This window comes from Saccharothrix sp. DSM 118769, from assembly GCF_052936295.1.
On sequence record NZ_CP193627.1, the window covers coordinates 8,338,814 to 8,358,717 of the forward strand.

At 72.5% G+C, this 19,904-nt stretch carries 21 protein-coding genes and 1 pseudogene; 5 read left to right on the forward strand and 17 right to left on the reverse strand.

What is annotated here, in order from left to right:
- Positions 1-33: 33 nt before the first annotated feature.
- The 4 genes from ACRAKJ_RS35260 to dxr are packed head-to-tail and all read right to left on the reverse strand — an operon-like array spanning position 34 to position 4,542.
- Positions 34-888, reverse strand: coding sequence for a GNAT family N-acetyltransferase (locus ACRAKJ_RS35260; protein ID WP_438925671.1), 855 nt, complete (start codon positions 886-888; stop codon positions 34-36).
- A gap of 49 nt (positions 889-937) precedes the next feature.
- Positions 938-2,095, reverse strand: coding sequence for a flavodoxin-dependent (E)-4-hydroxy-3-methylbut-2-enyl-diphosphate synthase (gene ispG / locus ACRAKJ_RS35265; protein WP_438925672.1), 1,158 nt, complete (start codon positions 2,093-2,095; stop codon positions 938-940).
- A gap of 30 nt (positions 2,096-2,125) precedes the next feature.
- Positions 2,126-3,319 carry a site-2 protease family protein gene (locus ACRAKJ_RS35270; protein ID WP_438925673.1) on the reverse strand — a complete coding sequence of 398 codons (1,194 nt, stop codon included), beginning with the start codon at positions 3,317-3,319 and terminating at the stop codon, positions 2,126-2,128.
- A gap of 2 nt (positions 3,320-3,321) precedes the next feature.
- Positions 3,322-4,542: a 1-deoxy-D-xylulose-5-phosphate reductoisomerase gene (gene dxr / locus ACRAKJ_RS35275; RefSeq protein ID WP_438925674.1), complete on the reverse strand. Its 1,221-nt coding sequence runs from the start codon at positions 4,540-4,542 to the stop codon at positions 3,322-3,324.
- A gap of 155 nt (positions 4,543-4,697) precedes the next feature.
- Here dxr and ACRAKJ_RS35280 point away from each other — a divergent pair, with 155 nt between their 5' ends.
- On the forward strand, positions 4,698-4,964 hold the full coding sequence (locus ACRAKJ_RS35280; protein ID WP_438925675.1) for a GlsB/YeaQ/YmgE family stress response membrane protein: 267 nt from the start codon (positions 4,698-4,700) through the stop codon (positions 4,962-4,964).
- A 182-nt stretch (positions 4,965-5,146) separates the two neighbouring features.
- On the opposite strand, the gene ACRAKJ_RS35285 is transcribed toward ACRAKJ_RS35280, so the two are convergent.
- Genes ACRAKJ_RS35285 through ACRAKJ_RS35315 form a run of 7 tightly spaced genes read right to left on the reverse strand, consistent with a single transcriptional unit; the run spans position 5,147 to position 12,001 of the window.
- Positions 5,147-5,704 (reverse strand): hypothetical protein, encoded by a 558-nt coding sequence (locus ACRAKJ_RS35285; RefSeq protein WP_438926792.1) that lies wholly within the window; start codon positions 5,702-5,704, stop codon positions 5,147-5,149.
- The gene (locus ACRAKJ_RS35290) at positions 5,701-6,351 is read right to left on the reverse strand and encodes a response regulator (protein ID WP_438926791.1); all 651 of its coding nucleotides are present in this window, start codon (positions 6,349-6,351) and stop codon (positions 5,701-5,703) included. Before ACRAKJ_RS35290 ends, ACRAKJ_RS35285 begins: the two co-directional genes overlap by 4 nt.
- A 3-nt stretch (positions 6,352-6,354) precedes the next feature.
- Positions 6,355-7,998, reverse strand: a complete 1,644-nt coding sequence (locus tag ACRAKJ_RS35295) for a histidine kinase (RefSeq protein WP_438926790.1) — start codon at positions 7,996-7,998, stop codon at positions 6,355-6,357.
- A gap of 40 nt (positions 7,999-8,038) precedes the next feature.
- Complete coding sequence (locus ACRAKJ_RS35300; protein WP_438926789.1) at positions 8,039-8,863, reverse strand: ABC transporter permease subunit; 825 nt, start codon at positions 8,861-8,863, stop codon at positions 8,039-8,041.
- Complete coding sequence (locus ACRAKJ_RS35305; protein WP_438926788.1) at positions 8,860-9,702, reverse strand: ABC transporter permease subunit; 843 nt, start codon at positions 9,700-9,702, stop codon at positions 8,860-8,862. The genes ACRAKJ_RS35300 and ACRAKJ_RS35305 overlap by 4 nt, the downstream gene beginning before the upstream one ends.
- Complete coding sequence (locus ACRAKJ_RS35310) at positions 9,702-10,847, reverse strand: extracellular solute-binding protein (protein ID WP_438926787.1); 1,146 nt, start codon at positions 10,845-10,847, stop codon at positions 9,702-9,704. The genes ACRAKJ_RS35305 and ACRAKJ_RS35310 overlap by 1 nt, the downstream gene beginning before the upstream one ends.
- Positions 10,844-12,001 (reverse strand): polyamine ABC transporter ATP-binding protein, encoded by a 1,158-nt coding sequence (locus ACRAKJ_RS35315; RefSeq protein ID WP_438926786.1) that lies wholly within the window; start codon positions 11,999-12,001, stop codon positions 10,844-10,846. The genes ACRAKJ_RS35310 and ACRAKJ_RS35315 overlap by 4 nt, the downstream gene beginning before the upstream one ends.
- A 178-nt stretch (positions 12,002-12,179) precedes the next feature.
- Here ACRAKJ_RS35315 and ACRAKJ_RS35320 point away from each other — a divergent pair, with 178 nt between their 5' ends.
- Both ACRAKJ_RS35320 and ACRAKJ_RS35325 read left to right on the forward strand, forming a co-directional pair.
- Positions 12,180-12,437, forward strand: coding sequence for a DUF2631 domain-containing protein (locus tag ACRAKJ_RS35320; protein ID WP_438926785.1), 258 nt, complete (start codon positions 12,180-12,182; stop codon positions 12,435-12,437).
- Between the two features lie 221 nt (positions 12,438-12,658).
- Positions 12,659-12,757: pseudogene (locus tag ACRAKJ_RS35325) on the forward strand (carbonic anhydrase); the annotation flags it as partial.
- A 95-nt stretch (positions 12,758-12,852) separates the two neighbouring features.
- On the opposite strand, the gene rlmN reads toward ACRAKJ_RS35325, so the two are convergent.
- A complete protein-coding gene (gene rlmN / locus ACRAKJ_RS35330) occupies positions 12,853-13,959 on the reverse strand; it encodes a 23S rRNA (adenine(2503)-C(2))-methyltransferase RlmN (RefSeq protein ID WP_447008802.1) in 1,107 nt (368 codons plus the stop codon).
- Between the two features lie 207 nt (positions 13,960-14,166).
- Between rlmN and ACRAKJ_RS35335 the strand changes: the two genes are divergently transcribed.
- Positions 14,167-14,835, forward strand: coding sequence for a helix-turn-helix transcriptional regulator (locus ACRAKJ_RS35335; protein WP_438926757.1), 669 nt, complete (start codon positions 14,167-14,169; stop codon positions 14,833-14,835).
- A gap of 6 nt (positions 14,836-14,841) precedes the next feature.
- Here the strand turns inward: ACRAKJ_RS35335 and ACRAKJ_RS35340 are convergent, their stop codons facing one another.
- Together ACRAKJ_RS35340 and ACRAKJ_RS35345 are read right to left on the reverse strand one after the other, a co-directional pair.
- Entirely contained in the window at positions 14,842-15,825 is a 984-nt protein-coding gene (locus ACRAKJ_RS35340) for an aldo/keto reductase (protein WP_438926758.1), read from the reverse strand.
- A 62-nt stretch (positions 15,826-15,887) separates the two neighbouring features.
- Positions 15,888-16,634: a methyltransferase domain-containing protein gene (locus ACRAKJ_RS35345; protein ID WP_438926759.1), complete on the reverse strand. Its 747-nt coding sequence runs from the start codon at positions 16,632-16,634 to the stop codon at positions 15,888-15,890.
- Between the two features lie 82 nt (positions 16,635-16,716).
- On the opposite strand from ACRAKJ_RS35345, the gene ACRAKJ_RS35350 reads away from it, so the two are divergent.
- Entirely contained in the window at positions 16,717-17,508 is a 792-nt protein-coding gene (locus ACRAKJ_RS35350) for a VOC family protein (RefSeq protein ID WP_438926760.1), read from the forward strand.
- A gap of 10 nt (positions 17,509-17,518) precedes the next feature.
- Here ACRAKJ_RS35350 and ACRAKJ_RS35355 read toward each other — a convergent pair whose 3' ends face one another.
- The 3 genes from ACRAKJ_RS35355 to pyrH all read right to left on the reverse strand — a co-directional run bounded on the left by ACRAKJ_RS35355 (position 17,519) and on the right by pyrH (position 19,805).
- Entirely contained in the window at positions 17,519-18,376 is an 858-nt protein-coding gene (locus tag ACRAKJ_RS35355; RefSeq protein WP_438926762.1) for a phosphatidate cytidylyltransferase, read from the reverse strand.
- Between the two features lie 115 nt (positions 18,377-18,491).
- Positions 18,492-19,049: a ribosome recycling factor gene (gene frr, locus ACRAKJ_RS35360; protein ID WP_438926761.1), complete on the reverse strand. Its 558-nt coding sequence runs from the start codon at positions 19,047-19,049 to the stop codon at positions 18,492-18,494.
- A 45-nt stretch (positions 19,050-19,094) separates the two neighbouring features.
- Positions 19,095-19,805 carry a UMP kinase gene (gene pyrH / locus ACRAKJ_RS35365; protein ID WP_438926763.1) on the reverse strand — a complete coding sequence of 237 codons (711 nt, stop codon included), beginning with the start codon at positions 19,803-19,805 and terminating at the stop codon, positions 19,095-19,097.
- Positions 19,806-19,904: the final 99 nt, after the last annotated feature.

Here is a 19,904-nt window from a genome sequence, read left to right on the forward strand (position 1 = left end):
CCGGTGCGCCGCGCGGGACCGGGTACCGACCGGTCAGAACAGGACGGTGGCGTACTCGCCGACCTGCGTGAAGCCGATCTTGCGGTAGGCGGCCCGCGCCACCTCGTTGTAGGAGTTCACGTACAGCGACGCGGTCCGCCCCAGACCCCGGACCAGGCGTTCCGCGACGGCCGCGGTGCCGGCCGCACCGATGCCGCAGCCCCGCCGGTCGGGCCGCACCCACACGCCCTGGATCTGGCCGACCCGCGCCGACATGGCCCCGATCTCGGCCTTGTAGACGACGTCGCCGCCCTCGAACCGGGCGAACGCCCGACCGCCCGCGATCAGCTCGGCGACCCGCGCCCGGTAGGACGCGCCGCCGTCCTCGGCGCACGGGTCGACGCCGACCTCCTCGATGAACATGGCGACCGCCGCCGGCAGGTAGCGGTCCAGCTCGTCCGGCCGCACCGGCCGCACCAGCGGGTCCAGCGGGATCGACGGGCCGGTGCCCAACGCCATCAGCGGCTGCTCGGGGCGCACCTCGCGGGCGGGCCCCCAGTCCGGGGACAGCTCCTCCCACAGGCCGAGCACCTGCTCCGCGGGCCCGACCAGCGACGAGCACATCCGGCCGCGCCTGCGCGCCCGGTCGGCGAAGCTGCGCAGCGCCGCGGTGTCACCGCGCAGCGGGATCAGGTTGGGGCCGGCGAAGCACAGGCCGTCCACCCGGCCGCCGCGCAGCGCGCGGTGGTCGTAGGCCCACACCTCGCCGCCCAGCCGCCACGGGTCCAGGCCCGCGACCTCGACCCGGGCGGCGACCATGCAGGACGCCACCGGGTCGGCCGCGAGCACCGCGAGGACCTCGCTCAGGTCCCTCTCGTCGAGCAGGCGCGCGCCAGCCAACCTCAACACGGCTCAAGCCTGCCAGATGGACCGCGTCACCCGCGCGTCCACCACCCGCTCAGCCGACGGAGACGACCGGCTCGCCGCTCTCGGCGGTCTCGCCCATCTCCTCGGCGAGGCGCATGGCCTCCTCGATGAGGGTCTCCACGATCTGGTGCTCGGGCACGGTCTTGATGACCTGGCCCTTGACGAAGATCTGGCCCTTGCCGTTGCCGGAGGCGACGCCCAGGTCGGCCTCGCGGGCCTCGCCGGGGCCGTTGACGACGCAGCCCATGACGGCGACGCGCAGCGGCACCTCCATGCCCTCCAGACCGGCCGTGACCTGCTCGGCGAGGGTGTAGACGTCCACCTGGGCGCGACCGCAGGACGGGCAGGAGACGATCTCCAGCTTGCGCGGGCGCAGGTTGAGCGACTGGAGGATCTGGTGGCCGACCTTGACCTCCTCGACCGGCGGCGCGGACAGCGAGACGCGGATCGTGTCGCCGATGCCCTGGCGCAGCAGCGCGCCGAAGGCCACGGCCGACTTGATGGTGCCCTGGAACGCCGGGCCGGCCTCGGTCACGCCCAGGTGCAGCGGGTAGTCGCACTGCTCGGCCAGCAGCTCGTAGGCGCGGACCATGACCACCGGGTCGTTGTGCTTGACCGAGATCTTCAGGTCGTGGAAGTCGTGCTCGGCGAACAGCGACGCCTCCCACAGCGCCGACTCGGCCAGCGCCTCCGGGGTGGCCTTGCCGTACTTGGCCATCAGCCGCGGGTCGAGCGAGCCGGCGTTGACGCCGATCCGGATCGGGGTGCCGTGGTCGCGGGCCGCCGCGGCGATCTCCTTGACCTTGTCGTCGAACTTCCGGATGTTGCCCGGGTTCACCCGGACCGCCGCGCACCCGGCCTCGATGGCCGCGAACACGTACTTCGGCTGGAAGTGGATGTCGGCGATGACCGGGATCTGGGACTTCTTCGCGATGGCGGCGAGCGCGTCCGCGTCGTCCTGCGACGGGCACGCCACGCGCACGATGTCGCAGCCCGCGGCGGTCAGCTCCGCGATCTGCTGGAGCGTCGCGTTGACGTCCGAGGTGAGCGTGGTGGTCATCGACTGCACCGACACGGGGAACTCGCTCCCGACGCCGACCGAGCCCACCATGAGCTGTCGGGTCTTGCGGCGTTCCGACAACACCGGGGGCGGCATCGCCGGGATTCCGAGCATGACGCCGTCGGTCATGGACAAACACCTCTCACTGGAGCCTGGTCCTCACGGGAGCCGAATCGGGTTGACGATGTCCGCGGTGACCGTCAGCAGCGTGACCGAGCCACCGACGAAGATCACGAAGTAGGTCAGCGGCAGCAACCGCAGGTAGTTCACCGGGGCGCCGTCGGGCAGGCCGCGGAGCTTCCGCACCCAGTTTCGCACCCGTTCGTACAGGTTGACCGCGATGTGACCACCGTCAAGCGGCAGCAGGGGCAGGAGGTTGAACACACCCACGAAGAAGTTCAGGCCGGCCAGCATGAGCCAGAAGAACGGCCACAGGCCCTTCTCGACCGCGTCGCCGCCCAGGACGCTGGCGCCCACGACGCTGACCGGGGTGTCCACGTCGCGCTCCGCGCCGCCGATGGCCTTGATCACCGCGGGGATCTTCTCCGGGAAGCGGAGCAGGCCCTCCCAGACGTTCTGGAACATCGTGCCGGTGAACGAGGTGGCGCCGCCGACCGCGGTGAGCGCGTTGTACTCGAAGTTCTGCTGGTGGATGACGCCGATCGCGCCGATCTCCTGCGTGTAGGTCGAGCCGTCGGGCCTGCGCAGCTCCCGCTCGACGCGCGCCACGTCGGCGGTCAGCGCCAGCTCGCGCCCGTCGCGCTCCACCCGGAACTCGGTGTCGCCGGACCGCTTGCGGGTCTCGGTGATGACGTCGGTCCAGGTGGGGGTGGTGGTGCCGCCCACGGCGAGGATCTCGTCGCCGACCTGGAAGCCCGCGTCCTTGGCGGGCGCGGGCGCGCCGGCGGCGCACTCGGCGTCCACGCTGTTCTGCACGCACGGTGCGACCTCGGCGATCACCGCCGTGTCGCGGACGTTGGGCAGGCCGAACGTGAAGGCCATGAAGTAGAGGATGACGAACCCGACGAGGAAGTGCGTGATGGAGCCCGCGGAGAGCACGACGACGCGCTTCCAGGTCTTCTGCCGGTTGAACGCGCGGGGCGCGTCGTCCGGGTGGACGTCCTCCAGCGCGGTCATGCCGGTGATCTCGCAGAACCCGCCCGCCGGGATGGCCTTGAGGCCGTACTCGGTCTCGCCGCGGCGGAAGGACCAGATCTTGGGGCCGAACCCGATGAAGTACCGGGTGACCTTCATGCCGAACATCTTCGCCGTGGCCAGGTGGCCCAGCTCGTGCAGCGCGATCGAGATGCCGATCAGCAGGGCGAACAGCAGAATGCCCAAGAAGAAGCTCACGGTCAGTTCCTTCCAGACCCCACCGAGGTGGCCACGAGTTCCCGCGCCCGCGCCCGGGCCCATTCCTCCGCCGCGAGCACTTCGGCGACGTCCGCCGGCTCGTGCGCCCAACCGTCCGCCTCGTCGAGCACGCGCCGCACGGTGTCCACGATGGAGGTGAACGTCGTGCGACCGTCGAGGAAGACCGCGACCGCTTCCTCGTTGGCGGCGTTGTAGACGGCCGGCAGGCAGCCCCCGCCGGAGCCCGCCCACCTGGCCAGCCGCACCGCGGGGAACGTCTCGTCGTCCAACGGCTCGAACGTCCACGCGGTCGCCACGTCGAAGGTACACGCGGCGGAGGCGCCGGGGACGCGGTCGGGCCAGCCGAGGCCCAGCGAGATGGGCAGCTTCATGTCCGGCGGGCTGGCCTGCGCCAGCGTGGAGCCGTCGGTGAAGGTGACCATCGAGTGGATCACCGACTGCGGGTGCACGACCACGTCGATGCGCTCGTAGGGCACGCCGAACAGCAGCTGCGCCTCGATCAGCTCCAGGCCCTTGTTGACCAGGGTGGCCGAGTTGACGGTGATGACCGGGCCCATCGACCACGTGGGGTGCGCCAGGGCGTCACGCGCGGTGACGCCGGCCAGCTGGTCGCGGGTGCGACCGCGGAACGGGCCGCCGGACGCGGTGAGCACGAGCCGGGCCACCTCGTCCTCCCGGCCGCCGCGCAGGCACTGCGCCAGCGCCGAGTGCTCGGAGTCCACCGGCACGATCTGCCCCGGCCGGGCCGCCTTGAGCACGAGCGGGCCGCCCGCGATCAGCGACTCCTTGTTGGCCAGGGCGAGCGTGGCGCCGGTGGCGAGCGCGTGCAGCGTCGGTTCGAGGCCGATCGAGCCGGTCACGCCGTTGAGCACCACGTCGGCGGGGGTCGAGTCGATGAGGTCGGTGGTGGCCGTGGGACCGGCCAGGACGCGGGGCAGCTTGAACGCGCCCTCCGCGTAGCCGCGCTTCTGCGCCTCGGCGTAGAGGGCGAGCGTGACGTCCTCCACCGCGGTGGCGCGCGACACGGCGACCGCGTCGACCCCGAACTCGACGGCCTGGGCGGCCAGCGCGGCGGGGTCCGAGCCGCCGGCGGCCAGCCCGACCACGGAGAACCGGTCGCGGTTGGCCGCGATGACGTCGAGTGCCTGGGTGCCGACGGACCCCGTGGAGCCGAGGACCAGGACCGTGCGTGGTGTGCTCATCACCGCCATTGTTCCGGACCCCGGCTGATAACCCGCACAGCGGTACTTCGATAACGGAGTGGTAACAGACGCGTGGCTTCACCCGGCCGTGGGCACTCCCCGATCAAGCGCCACGACGAATCCGCTCGCCGTGGTCCTCAGGAAGGAGAGCCCCCGTGGGCATCTTGGGTTGGATTGTGCTCGGCCTGATCGCGGGTGCCATCGCCAAGGCCATCATGCCTGGTCGCGACCCCGGCGGCATCATCATCACGATGCTCCTGGGCATCGTCGGCGCCATCATCGGCGGTTTCGTCGGTCGTGCCATCTTCGGCACCGACATCAACACCTTCTTCGACCTGAGCACCTGGCTGCTGGCCATCCTCGGCTCGCTGATCGTGCTCGGCATCTACCGCCTGGTGACGGGCAACCGAGCCAGGGCTTGACGTTGACCGACCCGCCGCGGCGGGTCTGACGCGAACCACCGGGCAGCCCCCGCCGACCACGTCGGCGGGGGCTGCTCCGCGTCCGGGTGCCGTCCGGGCAGGTCGGGCCGTCGGGCAGGTCGGGCAGGTCGGGCCGTCGGGCAGGTCGGGCAGGTCGGGGCCGTCGGGGCAGGTCGGGGCCGTCAGGGCAGGTCGGGCCGCACCGCACGCCACGACTCGACCTCGGCGCGCAGCCCGGCGTCCCGCACGTGGTCGACGAGGTGCAGCGCGTACCCGCTCAGGTTCCCGGCCCGCCGCAGCGAGCGGAGCACGTCGAGCGACTCCCCGTCCGGCGCGGCGCCGTCCCCCGGCAGCCGCCACGGGGTCGCCGCCGCCTCGGCGGACGTGCGGCCCACGACGTCCAGGAGCGCGCGGACCAGCGCGTCCGGGTCGAGCGCGGGGTCGGCGTCCGCCGGCCGCAGGCCGTGCCGGAGCAGCGCCGCGCAGAGGAGGAAGCACCGCTCGACTACGAGCCGGTCGTCGACGTCGCCGCACTCGCGCGCCACCCGCACGGCGGCGACCGCCAGCCCGGCGCGGGCGAGCCGCTCCTCCGGCGACGCCCCCTCCGGGGGTTCGAGCCCCGTCAGGAGGCCGAGCCACGAGTTCACGCGCTGCCCCGGTGCGGGGTCCCCGCGCAGGGCGAGCAGGCCCGCGCGGCGCGCGGCGGCGTCCAGGGGCAGCAGGTCCGCGGCGGCGCTCACCCGGCCAGCCCCGCGTCCCTGGCCAGCAGCGCCGCCTGCACCCGGTTGGTGAGGCCGAGCTTGGCGAGCAGCCTGCTCACGTAGGTCTTCACGGTCGCCTCGCTCATGTGCAGCCGCTGGCCGACGTCGGCGTTCGACATGCCCAGCCCGAGCAGGGACAGCACCTCGACCTCCCGCTCGGTGAGGCCCCGGACCTGCCGCACGGCCTCCTGGCGGCGCGGCTGGCCGACCTGGGCGACCATGCCGACGACGCGGCTGGTCACCATCGGCGACAGGTACGCCTCGCCCGCGTGCACGGCCCGCACCGCGCGCAGCAGCTCCTCGGGGGCCGAGTCCTTGAGCAGGAACCCGGCCGCGCCGTCGGACAGGGCGCGGACGATGTTGTCGTCCTCCCCGAACGTGGTCAGCACCACGACCCGCACGTGCGGCGCGACCGAGCGCAGCTCGCGGGCCGCCGCCAGGCCGTCCAGGCGCGGCATGCGGATGTCGAGCACGGCGACGTCCACCCGCCGCTCCCTGGCCAGGGCGACGGCCTCGCGGCCGTCACCGGCCTCGGCGACCAGCTCGATGTCGTCGGCTGTGCCGAGGATGGCCTTGATGCCCGCGCGCATCAGCGGCTCGTCGTCGGCGATGAGGACCCGGATCAACGTTCACATCCCCTGGAGGTGGGTGTTCTTCTCGACGAGCCGGCCGCCCGCGAAGCAGAACCGGACGACCCTGGTGGCCTGCGACCGGTAGCTCTGCTGGTCGGCCACGCGGTACTGGCACGTCGACCCGGCGGGTTCCGGCGGCGCGTCGGAGCTGAGGTCGCCCAGCGGCGGTTCGGCGCCGCCCGGCAGCCGCGACATCACCTCGCCCTCGGACCACCCGACCTCGATCGAGTCGTACAGCGGCTGGTCCACGACCTTGGTGAAGGGCTGCGTGCCGATCCACGTGTAGCCGCCCACGACCACCACCACGACGACCCCGGCGAGCAGGATCGAGCCGACGCCCGCCCACTTGCGGATGCCGGTCGGCTTGGCCGGCTCCGGCTGCTCCTCCTCGAACGGCTCGTCGTCCGCCGCGGCGGTGTCCTCGTAGGGCAGCAGGGCCGCGATCCGGAACCCGCCGGTGGGCAGTTCGCCGACGTGCAGCATGCCGCCCGCCAGCCGCACCCGCTCCCCCAGCCCGATCAGGCCGAACCCGGAGCCCCGGGGCTGCCTGGCCCGCGGCGGGTTGTTGCGGACCTCGACGACCAGCGCGTCCGGCTCGTACTTCACGGTGACCTGCACGCTCGCGCCCGGCGCGTGCTTGCTGGCGTTGGTCAGGCCCTCCTGGGCGATGCGGTAGGCGGCGTGGCTGACCTTCGCGGGCAGCGGCACGGGCTGGCCGCCGCGCACCAGGCTGACCCGCACGCCGGCCCGCCGCGCGCCCTCGACCAGCTCGTCGATGGCGTCCACGGTGCGCCGGACCTGGTCCTCCTCGGGCTCGTCGCGCCGCAGCACGCCGATGACGCCGCGCAGCTCCTCCATCGCGGTCAGGGCGGCGGTGCGCAGCACCTGGACGGCCTCGCGCTGCTTGTCGCCCAGGCCGGTGTCGAGCGCCAGCGCGCCCGCGTGCACGGAGATGAGGCTGAGCCGGTGGCCGAGGCTGTCGTGCATGTCCTGGGCGATCCGGTTGCGCTCCCGCAGCCGCACCTGCCGCGACACCATCCGCCGCTCGCGCACCACCCGCTCCTCGCGCTCCTGCAACGCCGCGACCAGGGCGTTGCGCTGGGCGGTGTAGCGGCCGACGAGGAAGGGCAGGGCGATGACCATGCCGTAGACGGTGAGCATCACGAACGCCCCGAACGGGCCGGACAGGCCGGGCGTGGACACGCCCCAGGCCAGCATGTGCAGGGTGAGCGCGAGCACGGCGGTGAGCAGGGCGCGCTGCCACGGCACGATCCGGTAGCCGGCGCCGTAGGCCAGCATGACGACCAGGGCGAGCCCGCCGTGCTCGGTGCTGAACACGACCCACGTGCCGATCAGCAGCGCGAGCGCCGGGAACAGCAGCCGCGACAGGAACAGCGCCACGTAGCCGAGGCCGAGCGCCGCCACGCCCAGGGCGGACGAGCGCCAGTCGGTCGCGATGAGCCAGCCGGGGAACACGTCCATGACCAGCATCACCAGCACCGCGAGCACCTCGCGGCCGACGCGCCACGGCGTCACCCGGGCGAGGCGCCCGGCGTGGGTGCGCAGGAACGCGGTCGGCGCCTCCCGGAGGTCGGGCAGGTCGGGCCGGAACCGCTGGACGCGGTGCACGACAGGGGTCACAGGTGACCACGGTAGAGAACCCGCAGGTCGTCGGCCGCGTTCATTGGTCGCGAAGGTGCTCGACGAAAGTTGACGCGCGGCCGGCGCGGCGCGCCCGCCAGGTCACCACGAGCACGCCCGCGACCAGCAGGGCCGCGCTCACGCCCACCATCAGCGTGGACAGGGCGACGATCTCCGGCGAGACGCCGCGCTTCGACGCCTGGGCGTAGACGAACACCGGCAGCGTCGTCGAGCCCACCCCGGTCAGGTAGCTCGACGTCACCACGTCGTCGAAGGAGAGCAGGAACGCGAACGCGAACCCCGCCGCCACCGCCGGCGCCACCAGGGGCAGCGTGATCGTGCGGAAGGCGACCAGCGGACCGGCGCCCAGGTCGGCGGCGGCCTCCTCCAGCCGGTGGTCCATGCCCGCCACCCGGGCCCGCACCACCACGACGACGAAGCTCAGCGAGAACGCCACGTGCGCCGCCAGCAGCGCCCCGAACCCGAGCGGGATGCCGGCGAGCTTCACGCAGAACCCGAGCAGCGCCACCCCCAGCACCACCTCGGGGACGACCAGCGGCAGGCTGAGCAGGACCGTCCACAGCCCCCGCCCCGGGAACGCCCGGCGCAGCCCGAACGCGGCCAGCGTGCCGATCAGCGTGGCCACCACGGCGCTGGTCAGCGCCAGCCGCAGGGTCAGGCCGAGCGCGCCGAGCACGCGGTCGTCGGCGAACAGCTCGACGTACCAGCGGGTCGACAGCCCGGTGATCCGGCTCAGCGAGCGGGAGTCGTTGAACGACACGACGGCCAGCCACGCGATCGGCGCGTACAGGAACGCGAGGACCAGCGCGGCCACCCCGCCGAGCACCCACGGTCGCCGGGTCACAGCACGTCCTCCCCGCGCCTGCCGCGCAGCACCAGCACGACCACCACGAGCACGAGCAGCAGCACGGCCATCGCCGAGCCCAGCGGCCAGTTGTTGCCGCCCCGGAACTGGTCGTCGATGACGCTGCCGAACGTCGACTGGTCCACGCCGCCGAGCAGCCGGGGCGTCACGAAGTCGCCCGCCGCCGGCACCAGGACCAGCAGCGACCCGGCCAGCACGCCCGGCGCGACACCCGGCAGCACGACCCGGAAGAACGTCGAGGACCGGCCGTGGCCGAGGTCGTGGGACGCCTCGGCCAGCCGGAAGTCGAACCGCTCGCACGCCACGTACAGCGGCAGCACCATGAACGGCAGGAAGCCGTAGGTCAGGCCGAGCACCACCGCGCCGTGCGTCAGCAGGAACCCGCCCTCGCGGTCCAGCCCGACGTACCCGAGCAGCGTGTTGACCAGGCCCTCGCCGTCCAGCAGCGCCTTCCACGCGTAGATCCGGGCCAGGTAGCTCGACCAGAACGGCACCAGCACCGCCGCGAGCAGCGCCGTCCGGTACCTCCCGCCGTGCCGGGCGGTGAACCAGGCCAGCGGGAAGCCGAGGAGCAGGCACAGCAGCGTCGTGGCGGTCGCGTAGGCCAGCGTGCGGCCGAAGATCGGCAGGAACGCCGGGTTCAGGGCCGTCGCGTACGCCTGCGCGGTCCACGGCAGCACGGCCCGCGCCACGCCGGTGTCCCGGGTGGCGAAGCTGAACTGCACGACCAGCGCCAGGGGCGCGATCAGGAACAGGCCGAGCCACAGCCCGGTCGGCGCGAGCAGACCGGTGGCGACCAGCCAGCGGGGACGGGCCATCAGCCGGTCTTGACCCTGGTCCACGCGTCGGCGTAGCGGGCCTCCAGGTCCGCGCCGAGGTCCTTGGTGAACGGCAGCTTCGCCAACTGCTCCTCCGACGGGTACACCAGCGGGTCGTCCAGCAGCTCCGGCTCGATCATCAGCCGGGCGGACTCGTTGGGGCTGCCGTAGCGGATCGCGTTGGCGAGGGCGGCACCCACCTCGGGCCGCAGGACGTAGTCGATGAACCGGTGCGCGTTCGCGGCGTGCGGCGCGTCCTTGGGCACGCACAGCAGGTCGACGTAGGACAGGCCGCCCTCGGTCGGGATGGCGTACGCCACGTCCTCGTTGGCGTCGCGGGCCTGGAAGGCGTCGCCGGAGTACGCCTGCGCCAGCGGCACCTGGCCCGACGTGAGCGGCTCGATCACGTCCGAGGTGATCTGGCCGAGCTTCTTCTTCAGCGCCAGCAGCGCGGCGGCGGCCTCGTCCACCTGCTTCACGTCCGTGGTGTTCGGGTCGTGGCCCAGCACGAGCAGGCCCAGCGCCATGGCGTCGCGCGCCTCGTCGAGGATCGAGCTGCGGCCCTGCGCGGCGGCCAGGTCGAAGGCCGAGAACCCCGTCACGTCGCCGAGCTGGGACTTCGAGTACGCCAGGCCCGTCGTGCCCCACGCCCACGGCACCGAGTAGCGGTTGCCCGGGTCGTACTCGGCCTCGGTGAACCTCGGGCTCAGGTTGTGCAGGTTCGGGATCAGGTCGTGGTCCAGCGGCGAGAGCAGGCCCGAGCGCAGGAACCGGCGCAGGAAGTTGTCGCTCGGCACGACGAGGTCGTAGCCCGCCGCGCCGGAGGCGATCTTGGCCTCCATCTCGTCGTTGGTGCTGAAGTTGTCGTAGGTGACCTCGACGCCCGAGACCTCCGTGAAGCCCGACAGCGTGTCCGGCGCGATGTAGTCGGTCCAGTTGTAGAAGTTGAGCTTCGGCTCCTCGGTGGCGTTGGTCGCCTTCGTCGCCGAGGTCGCCGCGGCGCTCGTGCCGGACGGCGCCTCGCCCACGCCGCACGCGCCGGTCGCGGCCAGCGCGAAGAACGCGGAGGAGCGCAGCATCGTCCGGCGCGTCACCCGGGGGCCGGCGTCCCACAGACGGGCGATCCGGAGGTTCTTGTCGGTCATCTGCGCTCGCTCTCCAGCAGGACGGTGAAGTCGGGGTCCCAGGCCATGCGCACGGGTTGTCCGGGCGCGCCCGCGTCGGTGGTGCGGCGGGTGTTCTGGACGAACGCGACCAGCTTGCCGCCGCCCGGCACGTCCACCACGTACTGCGTGGACACACCGGTGTAGACGACGTCGCGCACGGTGCCGGTGAGCACGCACCAGCCCGTCGGCGGCTCGTCGTCGAGGTCGTGCAGGTGCACCTTCTCCGGCCGCACGGTCGCCGCGACCCGCTGCCCGTGGTTCACCGACCGGGTGAGGGGCGCGCGCAGGCCGGTGACGCCCGGCGCGTCCAGCACCGCCCAGCCGGCGTCCACACCGGACACCGTGGCGTCCAGGATGTTCGAGGTGCCGATGAAGCCGGCCACGAAGCGGGTCGCCGGGCGCTCGTAGACGTCCTCCGGGTAGCCGACCTGCTCCAGCCGGCCCGCGTTCATCACGGCGACCCGGTGGGACAGCACCAGCGCCTCCTCCTGGTCGTGCGTCACGTAGAGGAACGTGGTGCCGACCTCGCGCTGGATGCGCATCAGCTCGATCTGGAGCTCCTTGCGCAGAACCGCGTCCAGCGCGCCCAGCGGCTCGTCGAGCAGGAGGAGCTGCGGGCCCGCGGCGAGCGCGCGGGCGATGGCGACCCGCTGCTGCTGGCCGCCGGACAGCTGCGCGGGCCGCCGCTTGGCGTACTGCCCGAGTCGAACCAGTTCCAGGTGCTCACCGACCACCTTCTTCAGCTCCGGGCCCCTGGTGCCCTTGCGCTTGACGCCGTAGGCCACGTTGTCCCACACCGACATGTGCGGGAACAGCGCGTAGGACTGGAACACGGTGTTCACGTCACGTCGGTGCGGCGGGACGCCCACCATGTCGACGCCGTCCAGCTCGATCCTCCCCGACGTGGGGTGCTCGAACCCGGCGATCATGCGCAGCAGTGTCGTCTTGCCGCAGCCCGACGGGCCGAGGACGGAGAAGAACTCGCCCTCGTGCACGTTGAGCGTCACGTCGTTCACCGCGGTCTGGTCGGAGAAGCGCTTGGTGACGCCGTGGAGCCCGACCTCGACGGGTGCGAAGGTGTCGGGCATGCGTTCCTCGGCCGGGTGGAAGCCGTGGACCGGCTGATCGGTCAACTCGTCGCCTTTCTGGCAGCGCACAGCCCCGGGTGGCAGGGCGGGATCGGTGCGGACGCGCGCGAGGGGTGAGGGTAGACGCCGGAACCGCGCCGCGCACCTCACGTCCCGCGCGGCGCGGGCGTGTGCGACGATTGCGGCGTAGGTGAACGTGATCGGGCAGGAAGGTCGTGCGGCTGTGTCTTCGTCCTCGGAACTGGACAAGCGTCCGGCGGTCGACCCCCACGACGAGCCGTCGGTCGAGTGGGGTTGGCACGGCACCTTCCCGAAGGGCATCAAGATCGCGGGCTGGCTGTCCACGCTCTCCGTGTTCGCCCTGCTGATCGGCAACCACCACGGCCGCACCGAGGACCTCTGGGTCGTCCTGATCGGCCTCGCCATGGCCGCGGGCCTGATCTGGCTCCAGGTGCGCAGCCGCACCTCCTGGCGCCGCTGACCCCCCGCTCCTCCCGGTAGCCCTCGACGCCCCCGTGCGCGAGGGCTGTCCGCGTCCCTCCCCCACGTGAGGGTTCCTCCGCTCGCCCAAGGGGTGGGTGGTGCGCGGGCAACCGGTCCCACGGGCTGGGCACCGGTTGCCCGCACGGGCCTGCGGCAGTTGGCTCGGTGTCGCGCAGCGCACATGCACCTCCCACCCCCGGCAGAGGACGACGCACGTCCGTGACCGACGACGAGATCCGTTCGCCGGCGATCAGCCGGCGCCTGCTCGGCACGCGCGAGGTCGTCCTGGTCCACCACACCGACTGCGGCATGCCCACCGAGGTCGTCTGACGGTCACCGACCTCCGGGAAGGACAGCTGTTCGGTGCCCGGTCGTGACCGGGCACCGAACAGCCGGGGGCACGACGGGGCGGCTCAGCCCTCCGCCGCCAGCTGCCCGCACGCCGCCGCGATCTCCTGGCCCCTCGTGTCGCGCACGGTGCACTCGACGCCCTGCTCCTTGACCCGCCGCACGAACTCGCGCTCCACCGGCTTCGGCGACGCGTCCCACTTCGAGCCCGGCGTCGGGTTCAGCGGGATGACGTTCACGTGCACCAGCGGGCCCAGATACCTGCGCAGCAGCTTGCCGAGCAGGTCCGCGCGCCAGCCCTGGTCGTTGATGTCGCGGATCAGGGCGTACTCGATCGACACCCGCCGGCCCGTCTTGTCGGCGTAGCCGCGCGCCGCCTCCAGGACCTCGGCGACCTTCCAGCGCGTGTTGACCGGGACCAGGGTGTCGCGCAGCTCGTCGTCCGGCGTGTGCAGCGACACCGCGAGCCTGACCTGGAGGTCCTCCTCGGTCAGCTTCCGGATGGCGGGCACCAGGCCGACCGTCGACACGGTCACCGAGCGCTGCGAGATGCCCAGGCCGGACGGCGCCGGGTCGCAGATGCGGTGCACGGCCTCGACCACGCGCTTGTAGTTGGCCAGCGGCTCGCCCATGCCCATGAACACGATGTTCGACAGGCGCCCGGGACCGCCGGGCAGCTGGCCGTCGCGCATGGCCGCCGCGCCCCGCCGCACCTGGTCGACGATCTCGGCCGTCGACAGGTTGCGGGTCAGGCCGCCCTGGCCGGTGGCGCAGAACGGGCACGCCATGCCGCAGCCGGCCTGCGACGAGATGCACAGGGTGGCGCGGTCCGGGTAGCGCATCAGGACGCTCTCGACGAGCGTGCCGTCGTGGCCGCGCAGCAGCGTCTTGCGGGTCGTGCCGCCGTCGGCCTCGACGCTGCGCAGCTCGGTCCACAGGGGTGGCATGAGGTCGGACACCAGGCGGTCGCGCGTGGCGGCCGGGATGTCGGTCATCGCGTCGGGGTCGACGGTGAGCCGGGAGAAGTAGTGGTTCGACAGCTGCGCGGCGCGGAACGGCTTCTCACCGAGCGCGACGACGGCCTCCCGGCGCTGGTCGGCGGAGAGGTCGGCGAGGTGGCGCGGCGGCAGGCCGCGCTTGGGCGCGTCGAAGACGAGGGGGAGGGCAGTCATAGCACCTCCAGTGTCCCACGACCGCACCGCTCCCCCGGACCACGTGGACCGTGTGCCCGAACACGCTGAGCGACCACCGCCACCGTGACCGGTGACACTGGGTCAGACGCACTATCGCCGTTGCATCGCGATACGTTCCGATATATCGTCGACACGTCACAACCGATCGGTACCGATACCCGGTACGCGACCACGAGGAGCGAGAAGATGCGTTTCCACCACGAGCGCGGCGGACACCGGCACGACCACCTGCACCAGCGCGACCGCGGGTTCGGCGACCCGCGCGGCGGGGGCTTCGGCGGCTTCGGGGCGTTCCCGCCCGGGCCGGTGGTGCCCCCCGGGCCGCCTGCGCCGCACGAACCGCCCGGGTTCTTCGGCCACGGCAGGGGCCGCGGCCGCGGGGGCAGGCAGCGGAAGGGGAACGTGCGCGCCGCCGTGCTCACGTTGCTCGCCGAACGGCCGATGCACGGCTACGAGATGATCCAGGAGATCGGCCGGCGCACCGACGGCCTCTGGCGGCCCAGCCCGGGCTCGGTCTACCCGACCCTGCAACTGCTGGCCGACGAGGGCCTGGTCGCCTCCGCCGAGGAGGCGGGCGGCAAGAAGCTGTTCACGCTGACCGGGTCCGGGCAGGAGGAGGCCGCGAAGCTGGGGGGCGTGCCGCCGTGGCAGCAGGTCAACGACGACCTGGACCAGCACGACGCGAAGCTGCGCACGACGGCGCGCCACCTGGGCGCGGCGATGCAGCAGATGGCCCACGCGGGCACGCGCGAGCAGAAGAGCCGCGCCGTCGAGGTCCTCAACGAGGCTCGCCGCAGGCTCTACGCGATCCTGGGCGAGCTCGACGTCGAGGAGGACGACGCGGACGAGGGGTGAGGCCGCCTACCAGCGGTCGTGCACCAGGGGCCGGATGAGCGAGTCGTACACGGCCCGCACCTCGTCCTGGGCGTCCGCGGACAGCGGCGGGAGGTCCGCGGCGGCCGAGTTGGCGCGCGCCTGCTCGGCGTTGCGGGCCCCCGGGATCACCACGGTCACGCCGGGCTGGTCCACGATCCACCGCAGCGCGAACTGCGCCAGGGTCGCCCCGGCGGGCACGAGGGGCCGCAGCCGCTCCACCGCCTCCAGGCCCACCTCGAACGGCACGCCGGAGAACGTCTCGCCGACGTCGAACGCGTCGCCGTTGCGGTTGTAGTTGCGGTGGTCGTCCTCGCCGAACGTGGTCGACGCCGTGTACTTGCCGGACAGCAGGCCGGAGGCGAGCGGCACGCGGGCGATGACCGCCACGCCCGCCTCGGCCGCCGCCGGGAGCACCCGCTCCAGGGGCTTGAGGCGCAGCGCGTTGAGGATGATCTGCACGCTCGCCACGTTCGGCCGCGCGAGGGCGGTCAGCGCCTCCTCGACCGTCTCCACGCTCACGCCGTAGGCGGCGATCCGCTTGGCGTCGACCATCTCGTCGAGGGTGTCGAACACCTCGTCGGTGGAGTACACCGGCGTCGGCGGGCAGTGCAGCTGCACCAGGTCGAGCGTGTCCACGCCGAGGTTCGCGCGGGACCGGTCGTTCCAGGCCAGGAAGTTCTCGCGGGAGTAGTTCGCGGGCACCTGCTCGACGCGGCGGCCCATCTTGGTGGCCACGGTGATGCCCGCGTCGCCGCGCTCGCGCAGGAACTTGCCGACCAGGGTCTCGCTGCGGCCGTCGCCGTAGACGTCGGCGGTGTCGAAGAAGTTCACCCCGGAGTCGGCGGCGGCGTGCAGCACGGCGAGCGCGTCGGACTCCTCGACCTGCCCCCAGTCCGCGCCGAGCTGCCAGCACCCCAGACCGACGACGCCGACCTGACGACCCAACCTGCCCGCGTTCCTGTTCTCCACGGCGCAATCCTAGGTGAACGCCCCCACCACCGCCGCCGGGGAGGAAGCCCGGGACGCGCGCCTCAGGGCAGCACCAACCCGGTGGGCTTGCGCCGCACGTGCAGCCGGTAGCCGACCTCGAACGACAGGCCGGGCGTCTCGGCGATCGCCCGCTCGGCCACCGCCGCGGAGAACTCGATCCGCAGCACCGCCTCCAGGTCCTCGCGCCGCTCGAAGCGCCACCGCGCGCGCACCCGGCGCAGCGAGAAGCCCTGCTCGGCGAAGAACCGCTCGACGCCCGCCGGGTCGTAGCGGGGCTCGTCCGCGCACAGCCACGGCCCGTAGGGCGCGGCCGAGCCGTCCAGGTCCACGACCGCGAGCGCGCCGCCGGGCCGCAGCACCCGGTCGGCCTCCCGGATGCCCGGTTCGCAGCCGGGGCCGAAGAAGTACGCCGTGCGCGCGTGCACCAGGTCCGCGGACGCGTCGCGCAGCGGCAGCCGCTGGGCGGGTCCGGCGAGGACCGACGCGCCCGGCACGTCCGCGACCCGCGCGCGGGCCCGGCGCACCAGCGGCGCGTGCGGCTCGACGCCGACCACCGACGCGGCGTCGCGGGCGAGGACCGGCAGGTGGAAACCGTCGCCGCAGCCCACGTCGACCACGTCCCGGCCCGTCCAGTCGCACTCCTCGCGCAGCGCGGCCCAGATGGCGCCGTCCGCGTCCTGCGCGCGGTTCTCGACCTCGTAGACCTCCGGCCAGTGCCAGATGTTGGGGCTCGGCAGCACGTCGGCCGGGCGGACGGCGGCCAGGGCGGCGCGTACTAATCCCTTCACGGGACGACTCTAGAGCCGTAGCGTGATCGAAAGGCCGTCGAGCAGGAGGTACGCGGTGTCCATCGTCCCGAATTCTCCCGCTTTGGCCGAATTGCACCACGGCGCGCCGTGCTGGGTGGACATCGCCACCACCGACCTCCAGGCGAGCATCGACTTCTACACGGGCCTGTTCGGCTGGTACTACGCCGCCGACACCGGGGGCCGCACCATCGCCGTCGTGGACGGCATGCCGGTCGCCGAGCTGGTCCCGGCGTCCCGCCCGAGCGCGTGGACGCTCTACCTCGGCACCCCGCACGCCCGCGCCACCGCCGAGAAGGCGCACGCGCTGGGCGGCACGGTCCTGGGCGAGCCGACCGAGGTGTCCACCGTGCTCCTCGACCCGTCCGGCGCGGCGATCGGGTTCCGGCACGTGCCGCCGGACTGGGTGTTCGGCACCAACGGCCACGGCGCGTACGCGTGGGCCGAGCTGAACACGCGCGACGGGCAGGCCGCGGACGCGTTCTTCCACGAGCTGTGCGGCTTCGAGATCACCCAGATCGGTGACGGTCACGCGGTGGACTACACGCTGTGGGCCGTCGAGGGCGAGACCGTCCTCGGCCGGCAGCGGATGGGCCGCGCGTTCGCCCCGGACACCCCGCCGCACTGGATGGTGTACTTCACCGCCGCGCCCGAGATCGGCACGGACTCCGTCGCGTCCCGCGTGCTGGAGCTGGGCGGGCAGATCACCGTGGAGCCGTACGACACGCCGTTCGGCCGCGTCACCGCGGTCGCCGACCACGTGGGCTCGGTGTTCTCGGTGATCGACCCGTCGCGCAGCTCGCCGCTGTCCGACGACGAGGTCGGGTCGGCGATCGACGACCCGTACGACGAGTGAACCCGGGGTACTAGGACGGCACGAACGTGTGCAGCAGCAGCCAGGCCACCACGGCCGACGGCAGCAGCGAGTCCATCCGGTCCATCAGGCCGCCGTGGCCGGGCAGCAGCGTGCCCATGTCCTTGACGCCCAGGTCGCGCTTGATCAGCGACTCGACCAGGTCGCCCGCGGTGGCCGTGACGACGAGCGCGGCGCCGAACAGGACGCCCTGCCACCACTGGCCGTCGAGCATCACGCCGACGGTGAGCGCGCCGCCGACCGTGCCCGCCACCAGCGAGCCGCCGAAGCCCTCCCAGGACTTCTTCGGGCTGATGGCGGGTGCCATCGGGTGCCTGCCCAGGAACACGCCCGCCGCGTAGCCGCCGGTGTCCGACAGCACGACGCCGATCAGGAACGCCAGGACGCGGAACACGCCGTCGTCCGGCACGACCAGCATCACCGCGAACGCGGCGAACACCCCCACGTAGGCCACCGTGAAGATCGACGCGGTGACGTCGCGCAGGTAGCCGTCGGCGCCGTCCTTGAGCCGCCACAGCAGGCAGACCAGCATCGTCACGACGAACGCGCTGAGCACGCCGCCGCGCTCGAACGGCCAGGCCAGCCAGACGACGGCCTGCGAGCCGAGCAGCACGGGCACCAGGGCGACCTTGATGCCCGCGCCGCGCTTCAGGGCGCCGGCCAGCTCGTACACCGACACGGCGACGGCTAGCGCCACGACGCCCACGAACAGCTGGCGCACGGTGAACAGCGACACGAGGATGACCGCGCCCAGCCCGACGCCCACGCCGATGGCCGCGGGCAGGTTGCGCCCCGCGCGGGACGGGGACGCGCCCCCGGTCGGCGCGCCCCCGGTCGACGCGCCCGCCACCGGGGCGCCCTGCTCACCGCCGCCTGACACCTGCTGTGCTCCTATCACGGCCGTCGACCGGCCAAGCGAAAAGCCCGCGGCCGACTACCCGACCGGGTGAACCGACACGACCCGACTAGACCTCGAGCAGCTCGGCTTCCTTGTGCTTGACCAGCTCCTCGACCTGGGTGACGTACCGGTGGGTGACGTTCTCCAGCTCCTTCTCGGCGCGGGAGCCGTCGTCCTCGCCGACCTCGCCGTCCTTGACCAGGCGGTCCAGCTCCTCCTTGGCCTTGCGGCGGATGTTGCGGATGGACACCTTGGCGTCCTCGCCCTTGCCCTTGGCGACCTTGACCATCTCGCGGCGGCGCTCCTCGGACAGCTGCGGGATCACCACGCGGATGATCGAGCCGTCGTTGCTGGGGTTGACGCCCAGGTCGGAGTCGCGGATGGCCTTCTCGACCGAGTTGAGCTGGGTCGCGTCGTAGGGCTTGATGACCGCCATGCGCGCCTCCGGGATGGCGACGCTGGCCAGCTGGTTCAGGGGCGTGGGCGAACCGTAGTACTCGACGACGATGCGGGAGAACATCGAGGGGTTGGCGCGGCCGGTGCGGACCGAGGCGAGGTCCTCCTTCGCCACGGACACCGCTTTTTCCATCTTCTCCTCGGCGTCGAGGAGGGTCTCGTCGATCACGGCTGACTCCCTTGTGTGCGCTGTTCGGCTCGAATCCCAGCAGGTCTAGAAGGACGGGCGACCACCGGGGGTGCTCACCAGCGTCCCGATCTTCTCACCGCGCACGGCGCGCGCGATGTTCCCCTCGGTGAGCAGGTTGAACACCATGATCGGCATGTTGTTGTCCATGCACAGGCTGAACGCGGTCGCGTCCGCGACGTTCAGGCCGCGTTCGAGCACCTCCCGGTGCGTGATGCTGTCGAACATCAGCGCGTCCGGGTCGACCTTGGGGTCGGCGGTGTAGATGCCGTCCACGGCCTTCGCCATCAGGACGACCTCGCAGCCGATCTCCAGCGCGCGCTGGGCGGCGGTCGTGTCGGTGGAGAAGTACGGCATGCCCGCGCCGCCGCCGAAGATCACCACGCGGCCCTTGTCGAGGTGCCGCATCGCCCGGCGGGGGATGTAGGACTCGGCGACCTGGCCCATCGTGATGGCGGTCTGCACGCGCGTGTCGATGCCGTGCTCGCGCTCCAGGAAGTCCTGGAGGGCGAGGCAGTTCATCACCGTGCCGAGCATGCCCATGTAGTCGGCGCGGCTGCGGTCCATGCCGCGCTGCTGGAGCTCCGCGCCGCGGAAGAAGTTGCCGCCACCGATGACGACGGCGACCTGGACCCCTGTTCGGACGACCGCGGCGATCTGGCGCGACACCGTCTGCACGACGTCCGGGTCGACGCCGACACCGCCACCGCCGAACATCTCGCCGCCCAGCTTGAGCATCACGCGGCGGTAGCCGGCGACCGGCTCCTCCTCGCGGGCTCCCGGGCCGTCCACCTCTGGGTTGTCTGCCTCTGGGCTCACGGGTCCTCCTCTGGACAC